Here is a 20992-nt window from a genome sequence, read left to right on the forward strand (position 1 = left end):
CGCAGAGGTACGCTGAGTGTTATTCTGAGGAGAAGCCGCAGGCGGGGAGGGGTTCTTGAGTTATTTTTGGTTTTTGGGCCATTGTTCTTTTGGCAATGGTGGAGAGTCGCCCATATTTGTAATAAGCTGCACAAGCACCTTCAGAAGATACCATGCAAGCACCGATTGGTGTTTCTGGTGTGCAAGCTGTACCGAATACTTTGCACTCCCAAGGTTTTAAGACTCCTTTAAGGATTTCTCCACATTTACAAGCTTTATGGTCGGCTACTTTGAAATTTGGAATGGTAAATTTAAGTTCGGCATCGAATTGGGCATATTCAGGTTGAATTTTTAATCCTGAATAGGGGATGTCACCTAAGCCGCGCCAATCAAAACTATCTCGAACGGCGAAAACTTTATTTATGGCTTGGAGGGCTACTGTGTTCCCAGTTTTTTCTACAATTCGGTTATATTGGTTTTCAACTTCGCAACGATTTTCTGTTAGCTGTTGCAATAGCATCCAAATTGATTGGAGAATATCTAAGGGTTCAAATCCTGATACGACAATCGGCTTATTATATTGTTGGGAAATGAATTGGTATGGGTCACTGCCAATTACCATACTGACATGACCAGGCCCAACAAATCCATCTAGTTGCAAGTCGGGATTATCTAATAGTGCTTTGAGGGCGGGAATCACGAGAACGTGATTGCTAAACATACTAAAGTTATGAATTTCTTCGGCTGCTGCTTGCAGAATGGTGAAAGCGGTGCTGGGGGCTGTGGTTTCAAAGCCTAAAGCGAAGAAAACTACTTCTTTGTCGGGGTTATCTCTGGCAATTTGCAGGCTATCTAGGGGAGAGTACACCATACGGATGTCTGCACCTTGTGCCCTAGCTTGCAGTAAAGTGGTTTTAGAACCAGGAACTCGCATTGCGTCGCCAAAGGTGGCAAAAATGACGTTATGATTTTGGGAGATTGCGATCGCATCATCTAATCTCCCTTTTGGCATAACGCATACTGGACAACCAGGCCCATGAATTAGTTCAATGGTTTGGGGTAAGATTTCTTCGATGCCATATTTAAAAATGGAATGGGTATGTCCGCCGCATACTTCCATTATTTTGATGGGTTTCTCTAGCCGATTGCATAATTTGGCGATTTCGCGGCGTAAGGCTTCTGCTTTTTCCGGTTCGCGGAATTCGTCAACATATTTCATAAGGTTTAGGGAATAGTAAGCTTTATGCCAATACGGTATTTCTCTCTTCTCTCTGTGCCGCGCTAGTTGCTACCTTGCGGGAACGCTAAAAGCGAACAAGTCGGGGAACCCGCCCAACGCACTGGCTTCTCTGCGCCTCTGCGGTTCGTTAAGTACTAATCCCTGCTTGTGCTGCTGCTAATTCTTGAAGGAGTTGTAATGTTTCTGCTGCTTCTTGTTCGTTAATTCGATTCATCGCAAAGCCAACATGGACTAATACCCAATCGCCAATACAAGCTTCAGGGGGATGTTGTTCATCTACGATACAAGCAATATTTACTTCGCGCTTAACACCACCAATGTTAACTAGGGCTAATTTATGGTTAACGTTGGTAATTTCTATAATTTGTCCGGGGATTCCTAAGCACATTTTTTTATTTTTAAGATAAACGTAGACGCTTCGGCTTGCCGCAGGCTACCGCAGAGGCGCGGAGGGCACAGAGAGAATTATTTAGGAGAAAAAAGTTGTAAAATAAATATCAACACTCATGTATTAATTGTGCGGCTGCAATCACTGCTTGTCCTAAAGATAAACCGCCGTCATTAGCTGGAACTAAGCTGTGAGTCAGTACTTTTATTCCCAATGTTTGTAATCGTTTGGTAACTTGCTCTAACAATATACAATTTTGAAATACTCCTCCTGTTAAAGCTACCTGATTAATCAGATTTTTTTGGGAAAGATGCTTAACTATTTCCACAATCGCATTAGCTAAACCTTTGTGAAATTTTGCAGCTATAACTGGCTGTGGAATCTGCTGCTGTAAGTCCTTGAGCAAGGCTTGCCACATTGGACGCGGGTCTATACAATAAATACTATCTGAAAAGCTAAAACTAAAAGAGTATATTGGCGTTTCTTTATCATTATTTAAGCTGCTAACATCTACTATAGCTTCAAGTGCGATCGCAGCTTGTCCTTCATAGCTACATTCATCTCTATAAATACCGATAGCCGCCGCCACTGCATCGAACAACCGCCCCACAGAAGATGCTGGAGGTGAGTTAATTTTCTTCTCCATAAGTTGATTGAGTAGTTTTAGTGGTTTTTTATTCAGAAATTTTACGATTTCTAAATCAGCATACTGTTTTTGGCAATCATCCCAAAGATTAGCAGCTATTAATTGGGCGTAGGTATTACGCCAAGGCTGATAAGTTGCCTGTTCACCACCAATCATTGCTACTGCTTTAAATGTTGCTAGTCGCTGAAACTTTCGATAATCTGCTACAAGAAATTCTCCACCCCAGAGTGTGCCATTATCACCGTAACCTAAACCATCTAAAGCAATACCTAATACTGGAGGTGAATCTAAAGGAATTCCATTTTCTGCCATACAAGCAGCAATATGGGCGTGATGATGTTGGATTTGATGAATTGGAATTTGATTTGTATCTGCTAGTTCTTTCCCAAGTTTGCTTGAAAGATATTCAGGATGTTTATCAATGGCAATTACTTCTGGTTTATGTTCAAATAAATTTAAGTATAAATTTAAAGTCTCTTGGTAAGCATTGAAAGCCGCAACATTTTCTAAATCTCCCAGATGTTGAGATAGAATCGCTTCTCCTTCACGCAATAAACAAAAGGTATTTTTTAATTCACTACCCATTGCTAAAATTTGCGGTACATCGTGAAATCCCGCCGGTAAACTAATTGATGCTGGTGCATATCCTCTGGCACGGCGAATTGTTTGGGTTTTATCGCTGATAACTCTTACTACTGAATCATCTACTCGATTAATAATCTCTCGATTGTGAAAGATAAAATAATCAGCAATTGCCCCTAATTTTTCTCTTGCTTCATCATTATCAATACATTGTGGTTCATCAGCAAGATTACCACTTGTTAAAACAATTGGGCGATTCATTCGCCGCAAAATTAAATGATGTAAGGGCGTATAAGGTAACATAAAACCAAGGGTATTTTGCCCGGATGCTACCGATGGTGCTACTATTTTTTTACCTATTGCTTGTAATAAAACAATTGGTGCAGCAGAACTTGTCAATAATTCTTTTTCTTTAGCGTTGACAGTACAATATTGTTCAATTATCTCAATATCTCGCGCCATTAAAGCAAATGGTTTGTGATAGCGCTTTTTATGCTGACGGAGTTTTTGTACAGCAGTTTCTTGAGTTGCATCGCAAGCCAGATGAATACCACTTAACCCTTTAATTGCGACAATCTCGCCTTTTTGCAACAAAGTACAAACGGCATCCACATCATCTAGCATGGAAAACATGGAAGCAGTAACCGATTTACCATCAGCACGTTCTAACCAAGCTGAAGGGCCGCAAACATGGCAAGCTACAGGTTGGGCGTGAAAACGGCGGTTTTCGACATCATAGTATTCCTTTGCACATTTGGGACATATCACAAACGCAGACATACTGGTATTGTATCTGTCATAAGGAATGGCACGAATAATACTCAAGCGGGGGCCGCAATGAGTGCAATTAGTAAAGGGGTAGCGATAAAAGCGGCTGAAAGGGTCAAATATTTCTTGTTGACACTGGGGACAAGTGGCTGCATCAGGAGTAATTTCTGTGTTAATGGCATTACTAACACTAGTAGAAATCACAAAATTATCAAATTTAAATTCGCCTTCATAAGGAGTTCTAGTTAGTTTGTTAATTTTTGCTAGTGGTGGACATTCTGTTTGCAATCTGGTAACAAATTCTGTTAATGCTTCCTCACTACCAGATACCCGAATTAATACACCTTCACCATCATTACAAACATCTCCGCGCAAACCGCAAGCTTTAGCCAGACGATATACGGTAGGGCGAAATCCTACTCCCTGAACAGTACCGCGAACTCTAATTTCTTCAGTCGCCATATAAATTTGACTTTCCAAAATTACGAATTACGAATTATTAAACTGCCACAACAAAATTCGGTTATTTCCAGAATCAGCTATTACCAACCTATTGCCACAAATTTTTATCCCGTAACACCAATTTAAACTATCTCGTTTAGGCAATCTGTAATTACGATTTTCACCTTTACTTTGAAAATTTATTTGTCCTGCCAACCCATCTGCCATTACACCTTGCAGTGATAAAATTGATTCTGGCTTTCTCCATCCTAACAAACGAGAATTAGCAGTATCTGCAACTACTAACCAATCGCCAGCCACCGCCACACCATAAGGCATACTTAAACTACTAGCGCTAGGATAATAAACTCCTTGATTCATTTCCACAAAATCAAAGCTTTTTTGTCCTAAAACCACTGCACAAGGAGTATTATTTTCTGTAGGTATTCCTTGCCAAATCATTACTCGGTGATTACCTGCATCGCTGACAACCAAATTATCTCCCCAAAAAGCGATGTCGTGACACCATCGCATACTCGCTGCGGTTGGAGAATCACCGCCGTTTTCATTGCGAGATATCATATCTGGTTGTCCCAAAACTAAATCAGCAGGTTGACCATTTTCTGTTGGTAATTGATGCCAAATTAATAGCCTTCGATTACCAGTGTCAGCAATAAATAGCCGTCCTTGATGATAGTAAACACCATAAGGCCAGTGCATTGTACTAGCAGATGCTTGCTGATTTCCTCGATTTGGTTCATTATCGGTAAAATTAACTTGCCCTAATACCAAATCTGCTGGAACATTGTTATCTTCTGGTAAGCTTTTCCAAATCAAAACCCGATGATTCCAAGCATCGGCTACAGCTAACCCTTCGCTGCAAGCACAAATCCCTGTTGGTACACTTAAAGTTGCCCTTCCCGGTATATTTTTAGCATTTTGTCCTTCATGATAAAAATCTGGTTGTCCAATTACCCAATCAGCCGGTTGACTATCTCTGGTGGGTAAATTTTGCCATCCTAATAATCGATGATGTCCTGTATCTGATACCCATAAAGGACCAGTTTCTGATAATAAACAAGCACCACGAGGCCCAAACATATTTGTCGCATTAGGCGCTACAGGTATGACTAATTGTTCTGGTTCAATAATGTTACCTAAAATTACCTCTGCACCTTGAGGTGATAGAGGCAAATTTTGAAAATTTTCTGTTGCTTCTAGCGGTAATTGTGATATGGAATTATTTATGATTGGGATATCCATGAACCGCAGATAGACGCTGATATTTATTTAAAAACATTAATGTTGATTAGCGTGTAACAACAGTAACGGTTTTGCATTATACTTTTTTTAAATTTAGTTAAAACCTTTAATTAATTTTGATATTAATCAAGCCTAAAAAATTAAGTTATCCTTTAGTAACTTTTGCAACATAGCGAATTTTTGGCATGAGTGCGCGATATACTGAAATGAGTAAGCAAACTGGGGTTTGAGAAAGTAAAATCTTCTTTTACTTGCGGAAAACACTAAAATGAGTAAGTCAAATGACCTTTTGCTTGCGGAAAACACCAAAATGAGTAAGCAAACTGGAGTTTGAATAAGTAAAAGCTTCTTTTGCTTGCGGAAAACACTAAAATGAATAAGCAAACTGGGGTTTGAATAAGTCAAATGACCTTTTGAGAAAGTAATATGCCTTTTTACTTTCTCAAAACGCTAAAATCAATACCTGAATTACTTAAATGAGAATGAATTCAGAAATATTGAGAAAGTATTTAGGCAATTTACTTGCACAAAATACTAAAATGAATGCGCGAACTACTGAAATGAAAAAGCAAAGTAGCTGTGATTGACTAGTCGCCAAGTATATTTGCTGAAATGTCACCTTCGCATTATCATTTTTGCATTTTCACAAAAACCTTATCGCCTTTAATCTTGACTGGGTATGACTGAAGCGAAATATCAGGCGCAGTTAAGCATTCACCTGTCTCTAATTTGTACTGGAATCCGTGGGAAGGACAGGTAATAATACCATCTTCAATTTTACCCTTTTCTAAGGGAGATCCTAGATGACTGCAAGCATTCCGGTAGCATTTTACTGTAGTACCTTGACGATGTAAAATTAGTGAAGTACCAGCAAGTTGTACTGTCACTACACTAAATTCAGGAACTTCATCAAGGGTCGCTACTTTCATCCAAGTACAAGTTATTTTTGCAGAGAATGGACTGATTAAACTAGAATTAGCATTGTTAACAGTAGAACTGTTATTAACTGCCACTACTTTGATAATTTCGGGGCAATGGTTTTTTATTGCTTGTTCTACTCCCTGAGATAAAGTTAAATTAGAAGTCGGACAACTGCTGCAAGTTCCGATTAATCTAACTTCTACTGTATCTGGTGGTTTAATTGCCACTAATTCTACATCACCGTTATGGCTTTTTAAGCCTGGGCGAACTTCTTCAAGCGCTGTCTGAATGCGTTGTGAAAGCGGAGGTTTTGGTGGTTTAACTAGTTCGTGATACAGTAGCACTGCATAGACTATTTCATCTGCAACTGCATGGCGCAAAGCTGGCATTGATTCTTCTTTCAGACTTTTAATCAAGCTAGTCAATGCAGCTTTATGCAAAGCTTCTATTGCTCTTTTTAAACCCACTGCTACACACCGTTGGCTTTCATCCCACTCGGATATAATTGCCTCAAAACGATTAATTTCCTGAACTAATTCTTCAAGATTGGGCATAGAGAATTGGGCATGGGGCATTGGTTATTCACAAAGGACAATTCACTTCATTTTGAAGTCTTTGAGGAGAAATGGCATAATTATGCCTGTCACTAAGCTAGATAATATTATTGGTAAGTAGAAGGGAATCGGTGCTTGTGCGAGTAAAACTAGTAGTAAGAAACCTACAGCAATACCAATAGTAGTTTGCTTGACAAAATACACTGGGTTGCGTAGTAGCTTTCCTTTAAAAAATAACTTGGCAGAAAACCAACCTATCTCTAACATATTTTCTCCTAATAATTTGTCAAGAAATTTAAGGCAGCAAGCCCTAAGAAGATGGCGGGAATTACACCCGCAGGGGCGAATAATGCACCAAGCATTGCTGAAAACTGATAGCCTATATCTTTACCAGCTAATAGCATTCCACCAATTGCACCGCCGACCATAGATAAGGCGGCTGCTATGATTAGCCACACTAATTCTGTTGCTATGTTCAGATCGCCATCTGCTAAACTTGTGAGAAAATTCATCAGATTTTGCGTTGTTAAAATATCTCTCATGCTGTTTTTTTACTCATTGTTAAAGTAATAAGAGTTCAATGAGATTCATAACTCTTAACCCTTCATTTCTGCTTCTACGTCTTGTAGTGCTTGAACTACTACTTCTAATTGTGAAATTTGTTGGTGTTCCGTAAATATTTCTAAAGCAGCTTGATAGTAAACACGCGCTTGCAAAAGATTTTTAGGATTACCAGCTTCTGGTTTTTCGGGATCGTCTGGTAAGTTGAATAGGGCGTTGGCTTTGTTTGAAATTGTGTTAGCGTACTCTAAAGGTGTATCTTTGATGTTACGCACTTTTAACGCTTCGTCATAAGCTGCGATCGCTCTTAAGTTATTCTCTACAGGATGGGAACTTACTAGGTATTGCAAAGCATTACCTAAATTGTTCTGCAACATCGCGTATTCTCTAGGATGGTCAATCAAATTAATATGCTTTAGCGCCACCTCAAATGATTGCACAGCTAACCCTTGACGCAAGTATTCCCGTTCCGATGCCAGTGGCATAGAAAGGTATGCGATCGCAATATTGTTATACAAAATAGCGTATTCTTGAGGGTAATCCTCCCAAGTAAAGACCCGCAAAGCCTCATGATAAGCCTGGATGCTGTCAGTTATTCGCGCCAAATTAAATGGCACTAGCGACTGCAACACCAGACCAAAATTCATCTGTGTCTCTGCCACTTCCTCTGGCGTTGCTAATTGTTGTAAAATCGGTAATGCTTCTTCATAACCGACTTTCGCTTGCATCAACAGTTGGTAATCAGCATCCGGTATTGCCTGTAACGTCCCCGCCATACCTACTTGGGCCCTGGCTTTTAATAAGGGATACTCCTCACCACACATTTGATATGCCCGGTAATATAACCCAACTGCATTTCGCAAGTCTTGGGCAGCTTTGGGCTTTTTTTGAAAACCCTGTGCTATCTCAATCAGCATCTGGATTTTTTCTTCTGCTGAAGCTGACTCTGAAGCAACAGCTGCTACCGCAGCCTTCACTGCTGAATCTGTAATGCTGGGGGTCATAACTCTGCCGTACTCTAGCCAATTGGGAATTGAATCTGTCAACGCCCACGAATGATTGAGATACGTAAAAGCATCTAATCACGGGCCATACTGATTTACGCAGGCTTCGAGTCCTTTAGGCGGAATTCCCCTTTTTTATTTGAGCTAAGATTAAAGACTAGAAACTAGGGAAAAAACTTAATCCCCTATAGCTAATGTCTTATGCCATGCTCAATACAATACTATAAAACACCCTATTTCTAAAATTCTAGGGGGAAATTGCTAATATTAATGTCAGTTTTAAACACCTAATTTTTTTTAAATACTTTTTGTATCATCGTCTTATACAATTTCAATATTTTTTATTGAATTGTTGACATACATAATATTTATTGTACTCAAAATAGTTACCACGGGTTAGTCGTTGTGTAAAATATATTCATCAACTGTAAAACAAGCTCCTTTGAAAACAGACAGTATCTTTTATCGAATCTTTCAGAGTATCCCCAGTACTTTTTTTGAACTGATTAACCAACTACCTCAATTAGCTAGTGCTTACCAATATTAGGGAAATAATACAAATAGAGACGATATTAATCTACAAGTTACCGCGATTGAGCCAGGAGGAGATAGGAAAAATGTTTGGATTAAATGAATTAAAGCAAACTAGATTTTACCAAGATGTTTTTGCAGAAGGTAAGCAAGAAGCTAAGTTAGAAGTGATACCCCAGTTATTAGCGTTGGGTTTAAGTATTGAGCAGATAGCTCAAGCGTTAGGTTTGGACGAACAACTTGTTAGGCAAGCTGCACAACCAAAATCATAAAATAGGGAGAAGACAGAAAAAATGTTTGGATCAAATGAGTTAAGGCAAACTAGATTTTACCAAGATGTTTTTGCAGAAGGTAAAGAAGAAGGGATACAAGAAGCTAAGTTAGAAGCAATACCCCAGTTATTAGGGTTTGGTTTAAGCATTGAGCAGATAGCTCAAGCGTTAGGCTTCGACGAACAAGCTGTTAGGCAAGCTGCACAACCAAAATCCTAAAACAACTGATATATAGTTGACGGGGCGCAAAGTTTAGTGCCCCTATTTTTGGCTCATTTATTACATGAAAATCTGATGACTTAAAATACTCATCACTTTATGCAAATTAACAGTTGATAGTAATTATTAATAATTACAGAGTTTTGACAACGATAAATTAAGCATATTAAGTTTGTTTAACGTCAAGATTTAAAAATAAGATGCAGTGCTTATTTTTACTATTTTGCATTTGTTAAATGTGTTGTATGTAACAGACAAAGCTATTGAAAATAGCATTGAGACTATTTAATATATTGTTAATGATTAATTCTTTTTTAATGAAAGTGAATTAGATAAAAAAATATCTTACTATTAAAAAACAAATATTGATAAACAGGTGAAACTTTGCAAGCATTATCACCTAATCATGCATGGGAAACAATACAAAAACACCTAGCCGATGACTAACGTACTATGGCTACAAGGTGGTGCTTGTTCAGGCAACACCATGTCATTTCTCAATGCTGAAGAACCGACAGTCTGCGATTTAATTGCTGACTTTGGTATCAAGGTACTTTGGCATCCCTCCTTGGGATTAGAACTAGGCAAGGACTTACAAACACTGTTGTGGGATTGCATTTCTGGCAAAATTCCTTTAGATATCTTGGTATTTGAAGGCAGTGTTGTTAACGCCCCCAACGGTACTGGCGAATGGAATCGGTTTGCCGATCGCGCCATGAAAGATTGGTTATTAGACCTTGCCAAAGTTGCTCAATTTATCGTCGCTGTGGGAGACTGTGCAACTTGGGGAGGAATTCCTGCTATGTCACCCAACCCCAGCGAATCAGAAGGTTTGCAATTTCTCAAACGTCAAGAAGGCGGCTTTTTGGGGAAAGATTTCGTATCACAAGCGGGATTACCTGTAATTAATATACCTGGATGTCCCGCCCATCCCGACTGGATTACGCAGATATTAGTTGCGATCGCTACTGGACGCATAGCAGACATTGCTTTCGATGAACTAAATCGTCCCCAAACCTTCTTCAACACCTATACCCAAACAGGTTGTACGCGCAACGTTCACTTTGCCTACAAAGCATCAACCGCCGAATTTGGTCAGCGCAAAGGTTGCTTATTTTATGATTTAGGTTGTCGCGGCCCCATGACTCATTCTTCCTGCAACCGCATCTTATGGAACCGCGTCTCATCCAAAACTCGCGCCGGAATGCCATGTTTAGGTTGCACAGAACCAGAGTTTCCCTTCTTTGACCTCAAACCAGGAACTGTATTTAAAACTCAAACAGTGATGGGAGTTCCCAAAGAATTACCGCCAGGGGTGAACAAAAAAGACTACGCCTTACTCACAATGGTCGCCAAAGACGCAGCACCACCTTGGGCAGAAGAAGACTTTTTTACTGTTTAGTCATTAGTCCTTTGTCATTTGTGAAAAAGCAATGACTAATGACCAATACTTCTCTACGAGAGGCTACGCCAACGGCTTCTCTACGAGACGCTACGCGTAGCTTGCTTCCCCGGAGGGGTACGCCCAGTACAAGTGACCAATGACAAATGACCAATACTTCGACTTACCTCGACTTCGCTCGGCACAAGTCGCTCAGTACAAGTGACAAAGGACAAATAACAAATGACAATTCAATCATTAGACATTTCGCCCGTTGGTAGAGTTGAAGGCGATTTAGATGTTCGAGTTGATATTGAACATGGAAGAGTAGTCAACGCTTGGACACATGCTGAATTATTTCGCGGCTTTGAAGTTATCCTACGCGGTAAAGACCCCCAAGCCGGCTTAATTGTCACACCTCGCATTTGCGGAATTTGCGGCGGTTCTCACTTGACATCTGCATCTTGGGCATTAGATACAGCTTGGGAAACAGAAGTTCCCCGCAATGCAATTTTAGCGAGAAATCTCGGTCAAATTGTTGAAACAATTCAAAGCATCCCCCGTTATTTTTATGGTTTGTTTGCCATTGATTTAACCAATAAAAAATACCGCCATAGTCGCTATTATGACGAAGCTGTGAAACGCTTTGCTGCTTTCACTGGTAAATCTTACGAACTCGGTATAACAATTTCCGCGAAACCTGTAGAAATTTATGCACTCTTAGGCGGACAATGGCCTCATTCTAGCTACATGGTTCCCGGCGGCGTGATGTGCGCCCCAACTTTAACAGATATTACCCGCGCTTGGGCACTTCTTGAATATTTCCGCACCAATTGGTTAGAACCAGTGTGGTTGGGTTGTTCTTTAGAACGCTACGAACAAATCCAAACTTATGATGATTTTAGGGAATGGTTAGATGAAGACCGCAATCATCGAGATTCCGACTTAGGTTTTTATTGGCGGATGGGTTTGGATATCGGTCTAGATAGATATGGCGCTGGTGTTGGTAAATATGTAACTTGGGGATATTTAGCCCATGAAGATAAATACCAAAAGCCGACTATCGAAGGGCGAAATGCGGCGATGATTATGAAAAGTGGAGTGTATGACAGCTTCGCAGACACTCACGTTTTAATGGATCAGTCATTTACCCGCGAGAATACAACTCACTCTTGGTATGATGAAGGGACAGAAGATATTCACCCTAGCGATCGCACCACTAAACCCACTGCGAATAATACCAAAGACTTCGATAACGCCTACTCTTGGGCGAGTGCAGTCCTACACAAAGACTTTGGACGTTTGGAAACTGGCCCCTTAGCGCGGCAATTAGTAGCTGGTGGTCAACATGGCGAATCTTGGCAACATTACGATCCCTTCATCCTTGATGTCTTCAAACGGATGGGTGGTGCTAGTATTCATGTGCGTCAGCTTGCACGAGTTCACGAAATTGTCAAGTTATATCGCCAAGCTGAACACTGTTTGCGCGAATTTAAATTAAACGACCCTTGGTATATTAAACCCACAGAAAAAGATGGCAAGGGTTGGGGTGCAACGGAAGCGGCGCGGGGTTCCTTATCTCACTGGGTAGAAATAGAGGGCGGTAAAATTAAAAATTACCAAGTTATTGCCCCTGGTACTTGGAATATCGGGCCTCGTGACGGTGAAGGAATCCGCGGCCCAATTGAAGAAGCGTTAATTGGGACACCCATTTACGATTCTAGCGATCCGGTGGAAGTTGGTCATGTGGCGCGATCGTTTGATTCATGTTTGGTGTGTACAGTTCACGCCCATGATGCTAAGACTGGTGAAGAGTTAGCGCGTTTTCGCACAGTTTAATTCTCAAAATTCTTCCGGCTTTCTATCACCATTTCTTCAATCCATCAATTATTGTAGCTGTTCAAGACTCATTTAGTCGTCGTTAATGGCACTGCAAAACTTGAACAGCAGTCAACTTTAGATCGGCAAATACCAGTGAAGCGATAACTTCGTTAAGCTGCGCTAACGCACTATCTCCTAGATACACCTTCTCCTCATAAAAACCCTCTACCCATTCCAGAACTGTCACTCGCTGTTGTATCGGATCAACAATCCAATACTCAGCGATACCCCGTGCGGCATACTCAGAGCGCTTATAGCGATAATCACGACTACTCTGATTTGGACTTACCCCTTCAACCACTAGTAACGGCGGTGGCATCTCTGGCATTACCGTAGATCGTTTAGCCCCCTCCATCGCCGTCGCCAACTCCTCAGAAAACACCACTAAATCAGGAACGCGCACCCGTGAGCCAGTAGTCATAATTTCTGTTTTCATCGACAGCCGATAAGCAGGAATACCCAGTTGCACGAAGCAGACAAGGATAAACATGGCAATTCGTCGATTTATCTCACTCTCAGCCGTCATCAGAAGCAATTTTCCATCTTCAAACTCATAGAGAGCATCTGTACCATCGTCATAATTAAAGAACTCCTCAAGAGTCATATTTACAGATGCAGCTTTATCTAATGTGATTGCCATAATCACCTTACCTTCTGGTAAAAACATCATTAGCTTACTATTATCACAATATCTCTAAGATTTACCCGCTTAATTTAATTATCAGGTGCGTTATTCATAGGTAAGGCACCGAAATTTTTGTAGTTTATAGTTTCCTAAGCAGCTATTGTGAGTCTACTGACTCCATTCATACAACATAAGACATAAAATACACCTGCCGTTGCCCAAGTTTGGAACGATAGAACCCATATTTTTATCTATTTGATGCAAAAATATTGTTAAAACGCTGTGAAAGTATAGCGCGATAAAATAGATGTTCAAATCAAGTAAGTTTGATTATATATTTTCTTCAAAAAGACTAAAATACCATAACTATACTTGTCCTTGAAGAATTTGAGTTAATTCGCTGCGGCTGCGATTTGCTTCTGACCAAAAAGCCGTCCAAAATATAAATAGCATTAACATAGGCATTACTACAAAAAGTGCAGCCACGTAATTAGGCATCGCACCTGTCAATGCTATAGGGACAACTGCACTGTACCAGAATAAAAACCAGAATCCTAAAAATACCATAACAAAAGAATGTATGCTCATTTGTACATGAATCACTGTTTGCTGGGACTCTACTTCAAAACGTCCTCTAATCAGTGGTAAAAAAGAGTTGCGGTAGTGAATTACTCGTCTAATTTGAAAACTTTCTTCAGAAATTGTTCCTTGATAAGGAGCGTGATTATTAGAGAATCTAAATGCTTTTTGAGGTTCAACTTTTGCATTCAACCGTTGCATAACTACAGGCAGTGCATCAGGTGTCGAAATCGTAAAGCTATCGTGGGGTAATAGTTTCATGTTGATTGAGTTTACTAACTGACAAAAAAACCGATAAATTTTAATATGAATGCCATTACTTGATTCAACACAGTGACTTGCTTTCAGTATTCCCTTAGCAGTAGCTTTTCTAACAAAAGAAGCTGATGAACAAATCTTCGCGCCAGATTTATCGCTAACTCATAACTCCAATAGCCAACATCAGCAAGGCTTTCGGAATATGCCTCGTTTTGAAAGTGATGTCTACAACGATAAACTACGCTTATACCATTTCACAAAATGGTATTGGCTTTTGCCATAGCTTTAATATTGATATCATTTATTACTGACGACCTCTAAACCTGTCCTAGCTATTGATTTAATATCAACACCCTGATCGTTTAGCAGCACTACTATAGTGGTATTTTGATTGGGGAGATATGCCAGCAATGTTGTGAAGCCATAAGCTATACCACTATGGCCAATTGCTGTTTCCAAAGGAGATGAGAACCGTTCTACACCTAACCCATAACTATAGCTTTCGCCATTATCTTTAAATTTCAGCATTTCTTTCATCATCTTTGAGGAAAGTAAGCTTTTTTTGACAAATAACGCTTTAGCAAACTTGGCTAAATCCTCTGCTGTTGAAACTAATCCACCATCTCCTAAACCGTTGCCATCATTGACTTCGGCGTAGCTATCTAGCTTACCATCCTTATTGCGATCGCTATAACCTGTAGCTACTTCTCCAATTGTCGGTTCGCGCAATTCTGTAAAGGTGTGTTTTAATCCTAATGGTTTTAAAATCTGACTGCGGATTGCTTGTGCGAGAGTTTCCCTAGTTATATTTTCAACGATCAGTTCTAAAAGAATGTAGTTGCAATCAGTATAAATAAATTTTTCTCCAGGATTTGCCTGCGGTTGTTCCTGGTACATATACTGAATAGCTTCTCTGGCTGTCCAAGGCTGTGAGCGGCTTCTTTTGGCAGTAGCTTGAATAAACTCTTTTGTATTCAGGTATTCAGCAACACCACTGGTATGGTTGAGTAGTTGACGAACTGTAATTTTGTCGCTGTTGACAATATGAGGAGTGATGTCTCTTGGTAAGTAGGTTGCGATCGCCCGATCTAATTCGATCTTCCTTTGCTCTACTAATTTCAGCACCACCACCGCCATAAAAGTTTTACTCATACTGGCAATGGAAAAGCCATCTGTAGGTTTCATCCGAGTTTTAGTTGACAAGTTATTAACGCCAGATGCTCCCACCCAAGAACCATTATGTGTAGAAATATACATTACAGCACCAGGGATTTTTTCTTCTGCAACTATCTCATTTAAAAGTGTTTGTAGCTGAGAATTTTTTCCAACGGTAGAGGTAGATATGACTTGTTTAGCAAAAGATTTTCCAATTACTCTCTGACTAATGTTATCACTCACTAGATATCCTGCAAAACCAAGGGAAATCACAAATACTATTGCAAATAAAATTTTTCTGAAAGCCAAAAATTTTAGGTTCATTTTACTTCCTAAATAGAAATCTACCCAATTTAGATCAACTGCACAAAGTAGTTGGTGAGCATCAACGAGATATCTGATATACAAATAGCATTACTCTATTCCCAGATTAGTATCAAAATTTCGATTTACCAACTCTTACATAAATTTGCCAATGCCAACTAAAAGCAAAACCAAAGCCACTGTTTGGGTAGTGGAAAAAGGTCAAGTACGGCCTCGTTTAGATCATCTCACTACTGAGGAACCTTTAGAAATTCGTCTTGTTCCTTTCCAAAAGACAGTAGCTGTAACAATGCGGACACCAGGTGCGGATTTTGAACTAGCAGCTGGTTTCCTCTACAGTGAAGGAGTCGTTAGCCGCAGAGAAGATATCCGACGGATCAGCTACTGCGTTGATGAATTAGTAGATGGTGAGCAACGCCATAATATTGTAAATGTAGAATTGCGGGATGGGTTGATTCCAGATTTACAGCCTTTGGAGCGTCATTTTTATACTAGTAGCGCCTGTGGGGTGTGTGGTAAAGCTAGCCTTGAGGCTTTGCGTCTGCGAGGATGTCCAGTGATTCCTTCTGGCCCGACAGTAACACCTGAGGTTGTATACAGCCTACCTGATAAGCTCCGGGCTGCTCAAGGTATCTTCACAGCTACAGGAGGTTTGCACGCTGCGGCTATCTTCGATACTCAAGGTAATTTGTTAAACTTGTGGGAGGATGTTGGACGACACAATGCTTTGGATAAATTGATTGGTACAGCTTTTCTCAGTGACGAATTGCCTTTAAATAATTGTATTGTCCTGGTCAGTGGACGCTCAAGTTTTGAAATTTTGCAAAAGTCTACAACTGCTGGAGTTCCCATTGTTTGTTCTGTTTCTGCTCCCAGTAGTTTGGCGGTATCTGTAGCCAAAGAATTCGGGATTACCTTAATTGGATTTCTGCGGGGAGAACGATTTAATATTTACACTGGTTTGCAAAGAATTAACGCTGTTTAAGAACACTTTCGTAGTGGCATAGCGAAGCTAAATTGTTGTAAAAGAATTTGTAGTTGTATTGAGGTTTTTTGATGAAAATTATAAATTATAAAGACGCGATAAATCGCCGCCTCTTGCCTTAACCGCTCCGTTCAATGTTGGGTTTCGCGTTGCTCAACCCAACCCACATCTAATGCACTATTTTAACTATGCCATGCTACTACGAAATAGAAAATATATATAAGGGTTTTCAATCCCGTATTTTAGCTGTCTTTAGCCAAGATATTGAACCGTTAATTGCTATCAACAGCAAAGTTACATACAAAAAAGCAATAAATTTAACTTCTTTAACGTAGTACAACCAAATACCAATAACATCAACGATGAGCCAGTAATACCAGCTTTCAATCCTTTTTTGTACCATGAGCCACATAGCAGTAAAACTCATGATTGTTGTGAGTGCATCTAAGAGCTGATTCGTAAACAAAAGATTAAGCTGCCATTCGTTTTACCATCAGACGAATCAATGAGCCGTAAATCATGGCTTCACTGATCTCTGTGTACAACTCATAATCCTTGCTCAAACGCCGAAATCGATTGAGCCAGCCGAATGTCCTTTCCACAATCCACCGCTTGGGTAATCGTTCAAATGTTTTCGATATTCTCTCAATCACCTCAACACGAACCTGTTCTCCGCAAACTTGCTTGACAGCTTGAGCAAAGTTTTCACCAGAATAGCCTTGATCTACCCAAACAACTTCCAATTTAGACAATTCCTGAGCCGATTCATGGAGTACAACCACAGCCCCCAAACGTTCCGACGCATTAGCTTCAGTCACTAAAACGCCAATCAACAAACCTTGAGAATCCACAACTATATGTCGCTTACGGCCTTTAACTTTCTTACCACCATCGAAACCGTAGACTTCCCCTTTTTTTCCGTTGTCTTCACTGACTGAGAATCGGCGATCGCAACGCTAGAGTGTTCGTCTCTGCCCAAATCTTGTCGCAGTTGATGGCGCACTTGGTCGTGAATTTTCTGCCATATTCCTTTGCGCTGCCATTTCTGAAAGTAGCCGTATACTGTTGTGTAAGGTGGAAGATCATGGGGTAGCATTTCCCACTGACACCCGGTACGTTGCACATAGAAAATAGCATTCAAAATTTCTCGTAAATCTACTTCTACAGGATGCCCAAACCCTTTAGGTTTTGGTAGAAAGGGCTTGATAATTAACCATTCGGCATCGCTTAAATCACTTGGGTAGGGTTTACGCTGTGGATTTTCAATCGCAGGTAGACGGCTCATCGACTACAACATAAATTACACTCGACTTAGCCTATAACCTGAACAAAACCGGATTCAGTTTTCTTTAGATTTTCTTTACGAATCAGCTCTAAGTAAGGGAAAGAAGCTTTTTCTAGAAATATTGCAGGGAGTAATAGGTGAATTTGACTCATCAAAGCTCCCGCTACAAACGAAATTGCTACTGTGATTACCGCAATCAAAACAATTTTACGCGGTGGACTATATCGAATCTGCAAAACTTTACTAGAATCAGATCGCGATATACATCAGGATGTAAATACTCCCGAAATGCGTAAGTGTCTGTTCTGACTTGCGTTCCTGAAATTGGAAAAGTTTTGCGATCGCAATCCACAAGTCGATTAACTGCTACTAGTGCCTGGCTTACGTGTTCACCGTAAAATTCACTACAGTAAAAGTGAGTAATTTTTTTTGATTCCAGTTGTTTCAGGATGTAATCTTCGTGCTTTTTCTTAATCTCAGGAGTGTCACCAAGCTCCGTTGGACCATCCCAAGCTTCAATTACCTGGATTTGGGGATAAATTTGACGCAGCAAGTTAGCTCGAACGGTTAAAGGAATCGCAGTCACCTCTGGACACTCATAAATTATCACCAGCACTTCATCCATCTCTGCTAAAGCAGTTTCAATCACCAATTGATGTCCTTTGTGGAGAGGTGCGTATTTTCCAAGCGTGAGTCCGCATGTACCAGCCATAGTTTTGACTTTCCTGAGCTTTATATTTGAATTACACTAATGTCTATTTAAAAAACTTGGAAACATTGGACTTATAACTTTTGGTTGATGAGCTTGTTAGTTAATTAGATGAAAATTTTGCTGGAATTTAGAAAATATTAAGCAAAAAATATGTCCAAGATCGCAATTATTGACTTGCAGCCTGACAATCAAGTTGAAGAACGCGAAGTATCTGAGGCAGTTATGGCGGTAGTCATTGGAGGAATTCAAGTTAAGCTTCTAGGTAATAATATTCTGGATGCGACATTCAAGGGTTTTACATTGACGGTTTAAATTTGGCAACATATCGCTTGGGGAAGGGGTAAATTCAAACCTTTTCCCCTTAATCCAAAGAGGTTGCCTACACACTAGTGATAATAAATACCTTTTATGGTGCGTGACTGCCGCCATGCAATCACACAAAAAGACAAAGATGCCAGTTCCTTTCTCTTGATCTTCTCTTTCTGCGCCAGAGGTATTATTTTTCAGACAAATTTTTTAATATACGGAATGACTCAAGTATGGTTACACTACCGACATAGTAATCACTGTTGGTGGAATACCGAGCAATGTATAAAAATGTTAAAAGATTTACTGCTATTTTTCTGTTGGTCTTTCTGTTGATTGTTTCTATCAACTTTGCAGTAATTGCTCAAAATAGTTCAGATGGCCCTTCTGGGAATTTTGCATCACCTCAGATATGTTCAGTACCTCCTGGTCTGAAAACTCAACAAGTCATTGCCGACAATGGTCGTAATCTAGTTAAGATGGGCGATCGCATCAGGGTAAGAGTTGAAGGATTATCAGCAGCCACCAAAAATACAACGGCTAATGCCAGCAATTCATTTGATCCTCGACAATTAGTGTTGTACCTGGATGGTTATGAACTAGAGGATGTTCACGGAGAACCAGTCATCGTCATGGTTCCGGGTAAAGATCAACAAAAAATTGTTGATGATAATTGGTTAGCTTTTCGGCTTGAACGTACCGACTCGTCTCAAGCTGCATGGAATACGCTTCTTGGCCAGGCAAATAGATACAGTATTAACGTAATAGCGGGGGTAGGCTGTCCCAGAAAACTGGCGATTCCGGTGAGCAATCCTCTATCACCTCCTCAATTAAAAATAGTTCTGTTATCATGGCGATTTTGGCTGTGTCTGCTTCTAGTGCTGTCTATTATTTTAATATTCATTAGGTATTGCCGAAGCACTCTTCGTAGCCCTGGAATAGAAGGGGTTTACTCTAAAAAAGAGGTGATTGGTGGCCAAGAATTGTTGATTCCAGAAAAGGCGGAACTTGAAAAAGAAGATCGAAAAACCCAAATTGCTCAATTTTTTCTTGGTAGGAAAAAACTAAACAAAAACCCGTTCAGTTTATCGATATCTCAACTTGCTTTTTGGACATTTCTCATTTTTGGCTCTTACCTGATTATCTATGGCATAACAGGGGACTATACTAATATTTTGACTCAACAATCACTAATATTATTGGGAATCAATTCTATCACTGCGTTTGGTACTTCCTTAATTGATGGGCAAGGTAATGAGAAAAATAGAAAAGGTAGTCAACGCATTTCTGAAGGTTTTTTCTATGATATATTATCGGATATTAATGGAGTCAACTTTCACCGTTTCCAAACATTTATTTGGACAGTTGCGATTGGGCTTTTCTTTGTTTGGGAGGTCATTAAAAATCTGGCAATGCCGGAATTTGATGAAACACTTTTGACACTACAAGGAATCAGTGCTGCAACATATCTTGGGCTTAGAGGGCAAGAGCAGCATGGTATGACAAAAGAGCCGGAATCTACAACTATAGAAGATAATTCATCTGAACAACCGCTTCCACCAGCACAAGACAATCCACCAGAGAGTGATTCATCGATTCCTGCTAGTTAACATCACAACCCAAATAAGCTGTTAAGCAAATAAGATTGCACATTGAGATCGTAGAGGGGCAGGGAGCAAGGAAGAGAACATGAAAATGATGCAATTTAAATGACGATTAGCTTACCAGCAGTGTAACCTCGGCAATTGCTGGCGCTACAGTCGAACGCACCGAGTCAGACATGTCTACCAGTGCCAAAAATGCAAATTTAAAGTCATGTTGTTTTTCAGGAAAATTATTTGGCTTGTTGTCCGTCTGATGTCGTCCGAACGCTTGTGGATAGGAAAGATTCACCTATTAACAGAAACTCATCGACGCTCAAATTTGTAGACTCAATCACCACAGCATCCGCACTAACTCGATCTCCATTTTACTTGAGGCGATCGCCTCAAGTAAAATGGAGATCGCCCTATGATAGATTCAATCTCGATTTTATGAGCCATTTTTTGCTCTGCAAATTAATTAACTTAGAAGGTAATAGTTTGAGAAGAACAGGCAGCGACGCTACTAACTTTATAGTTGCATCAGGACAA

Annotated in this window: 22 protein-coding genes; 8 read left to right on the forward strand and 14 right to left on the reverse strand. The window is 40.0% G+C overall.

Annotated features, from left to right (window positions below; all coding sequences use genetic code 11):
• Positions 1-19 precede the first annotated feature (19 nt).
• The 8 genes from hypD to FBB35_RS18145 form a co-directional block, all read right to left on the reverse strand.
• The gene (gene hypD / locus FBB35_RS18110) at positions 20-1198 is read right to left on the reverse strand and encodes a hydrogenase formation protein HypD (protein WP_174710817.1); all 1179 of its coding nucleotides are present in this window, start codon (positions 1196-1198) and stop codon (positions 20-22) included.
• A gap of 148 nt (positions 1199-1346) precedes the next feature.
• A complete protein-coding gene (locus FBB35_RS18115; protein ID WP_163931202.1) occupies positions 1347-1607 on the reverse strand; it encodes a HypC/HybG/HupF family hydrogenase formation chaperone in 261 nt (86 codons plus the stop codon).
• Positions 1608-1716: 109 nt separating this feature from the next.
• Positions 1717-4065 (reverse strand): carbamoyltransferase HypF, encoded by a 2349-nt coding sequence (hypF, locus tag FBB35_RS18120; protein ID WP_174710818.1) that lies wholly within the window; start codon positions 4063-4065, stop codon positions 1717-1719.
• Between the two features lie 27 nt (positions 4066-4092).
• A complete protein-coding gene (locus FBB35_RS18125) occupies positions 4093-5307 on the reverse strand; it encodes a hypothetical protein (RefSeq protein WP_174710819.1) in 1215 nt (404 codons plus the stop codon).
• A gap of 629 nt (positions 5308-5936) precedes the next feature.
• Complete coding sequence (locus FBB35_RS18130; protein ID WP_174713691.1) at positions 5937-6782, reverse strand: NifU family protein; 846 nt, start codon at positions 6780-6782, stop codon at positions 5937-5939.
• 42 nt (positions 6783-6824) lie between these two features.
• Complete coding sequence (locus FBB35_RS18135) at positions 6825-7049, reverse strand: hypothetical protein (RefSeq protein WP_174710820.1); 225 nt, start codon at positions 7047-7049, stop codon at positions 6825-6827.
• 8 nt (positions 7050-7057) lie between these two features.
• Entirely contained in the window at positions 7058-7324 is a 267-nt protein-coding gene (locus tag FBB35_RS18140) for a hypothetical protein (RefSeq protein WP_174710821.1), read from the reverse strand.
• 54 nt (positions 7325-7378) lie between these two features.
• Entirely contained in the window at positions 7379-8347 is a 969-nt protein-coding gene (locus FBB35_RS18145; protein WP_174713692.1) for a hypothetical protein, read from the reverse strand.
• 442 nt (positions 8348-8789) lie between these two features.
• Here FBB35_RS18145 and FBB35_RS18150 point away from each other — a divergent pair, with 442 nt between their 5' ends.
• The 5 genes from FBB35_RS18150 (at position 8790) to FBB35_RS18170 (ending at position 12589) form a co-directional block, all read left to right on the forward strand.
• Positions 8790-8894, forward strand: a complete 105-nt coding sequence (locus FBB35_RS18150; RefSeq protein ID WP_174710822.1) for a DUF2887 domain-containing protein — start codon at positions 8790-8792, stop codon at positions 8892-8894.
• Positions 8895-8964: 70 nt separating this feature from the next.
• Positions 8965-9150 carry a hypothetical protein gene (locus tag FBB35_RS18155; RefSeq protein WP_174710823.1) on the forward strand — a complete coding sequence of 62 codons (186 nt, stop codon included), beginning with the start codon at positions 8965-8967 and terminating at the stop codon, positions 9148-9150.
• 21 nt (positions 9151-9171) lie between these two features.
• Positions 9172-9369, forward strand: a complete 198-nt coding sequence (locus FBB35_RS18160) for a hypothetical protein (RefSeq protein WP_174710824.1) — start codon at positions 9172-9174, stop codon at positions 9367-9369.
• A 439-nt stretch (positions 9370-9808) separates the two neighbouring features.
• Positions 9809-10771: a hydrogenase small subunit gene (locus FBB35_RS18165; protein WP_174710825.1), complete on the forward strand. Its 963-nt coding sequence runs from the start codon at positions 9809-9811 to the stop codon at positions 10769-10771.
• A gap of 222 nt (positions 10772-10993) precedes the next feature.
• Positions 10994-12589, forward strand: a complete 1596-nt coding sequence (locus FBB35_RS18170) for a nickel-dependent hydrogenase large subunit (RefSeq protein WP_174710826.1) — start codon at positions 10994-10996, stop codon at positions 12587-12589.
• 82 nt (positions 12590-12671) lie between these two features.
• Here the strand turns inward: FBB35_RS18170 and FBB35_RS18175 are convergent, their stop codons facing one another.
• The 3 genes from FBB35_RS18175 to FBB35_RS18185 form a co-directional block, all read right to left on the reverse strand.
• Positions 12672-13271: a Uma2 family endonuclease gene (locus FBB35_RS18175; RefSeq protein ID WP_174710827.1), complete on the reverse strand. Its 600-nt coding sequence runs from the start codon at positions 13269-13271 to the stop codon at positions 12672-12674.
• A gap of 351 nt (positions 13272-13622) precedes the next feature.
• A complete protein-coding gene (locus tag FBB35_RS18180) occupies positions 13623-14096 on the reverse strand; it encodes a hypothetical protein (protein WP_174710828.1) in 474 nt (157 codons plus the stop codon).
• Between the two features lie 294 nt (positions 14097-14390).
• Positions 14391-15572, reverse strand: coding sequence for a serine hydrolase (locus tag FBB35_RS18185; protein ID WP_174710829.1), 1182 nt, complete (start codon positions 15570-15572; stop codon positions 14391-14393).
• 151 nt (positions 15573-15723) lie between these two features.
• Between FBB35_RS18185 and fdhD the strand changes: the two genes are divergently transcribed.
• Complete coding sequence (gene fdhD / locus FBB35_RS18190; protein WP_174710830.1) at positions 15724-16557, forward strand: formate dehydrogenase accessory sulfurtransferase FdhD; 834 nt, start codon at positions 15724-15726, stop codon at positions 16555-16557.
• Between the two features lie 229 nt (positions 16558-16786).
• Here fdhD and pnuC read toward each other — a convergent pair whose 3' ends face one another.
• From pnuC to FBB35_RS18205, 3 genes are all read right to left on the reverse strand, one after another.
• Entirely contained in the window at positions 16787-17023 is a 237-nt protein-coding gene (pnuC, locus tag FBB35_RS18195; RefSeq protein WP_302480913.1) for a nicotinamide riboside transporter PnuC, read from the reverse strand.
• Between the two features lie 4 nt (positions 17024-17027).
• Positions 17028-17842 (reverse strand): IS5 family transposase gene (locus FBB35_RS18200; protein WP_174708067.1). Its coding sequence is split into 2 segments (ribosomal slippage): positions 17028-17476 and positions 17476-17842, totalling 816 coding nucleotides; the frame shifts between segments, so codons are not numbered across the junction.
• Positions 17843-18038: 196 nt separating this feature from the next.
• Positions 18039-18554 carry an adenylyltransferase/cytidyltransferase family protein gene (locus FBB35_RS18205; RefSeq protein WP_254625602.1) on the reverse strand — a complete coding sequence of 172 codons (516 nt, stop codon included), beginning with the start codon at positions 18552-18554 and terminating at the stop codon, positions 18039-18041.
• Between the two features lie 150 nt (positions 18555-18704).
• On the opposite strand from FBB35_RS18205, the gene FBB35_RS18210 reads away from it, so the two are divergent.
• Positions 18705-18866 carry a hypothetical protein gene (locus tag FBB35_RS18210; protein WP_174710831.1) on the forward strand — a complete coding sequence of 54 codons (162 nt, stop codon included), beginning with the start codon at positions 18705-18707 and terminating at the stop codon, positions 18864-18866.
• Between the two features lie 275 nt (positions 18867-19141).
• Entirely contained in the window at positions 19142-20470 is a 1329-nt protein-coding gene (locus FBB35_RS18215; RefSeq protein ID WP_174710832.1) for a hypothetical protein, read from the forward strand.
• Positions 20471-20992 lie beyond the last annotated feature (522 nt).

The sequence above is a fragment of the Nostoc sp. TCL240-02 genome (assembly GCF_013343235.1).
Classification (GTDB): domain Bacteria; phylum Cyanobacteriota; class Cyanobacteriia; order Cyanobacteriales; family Nostocaceae; genus Nostoc.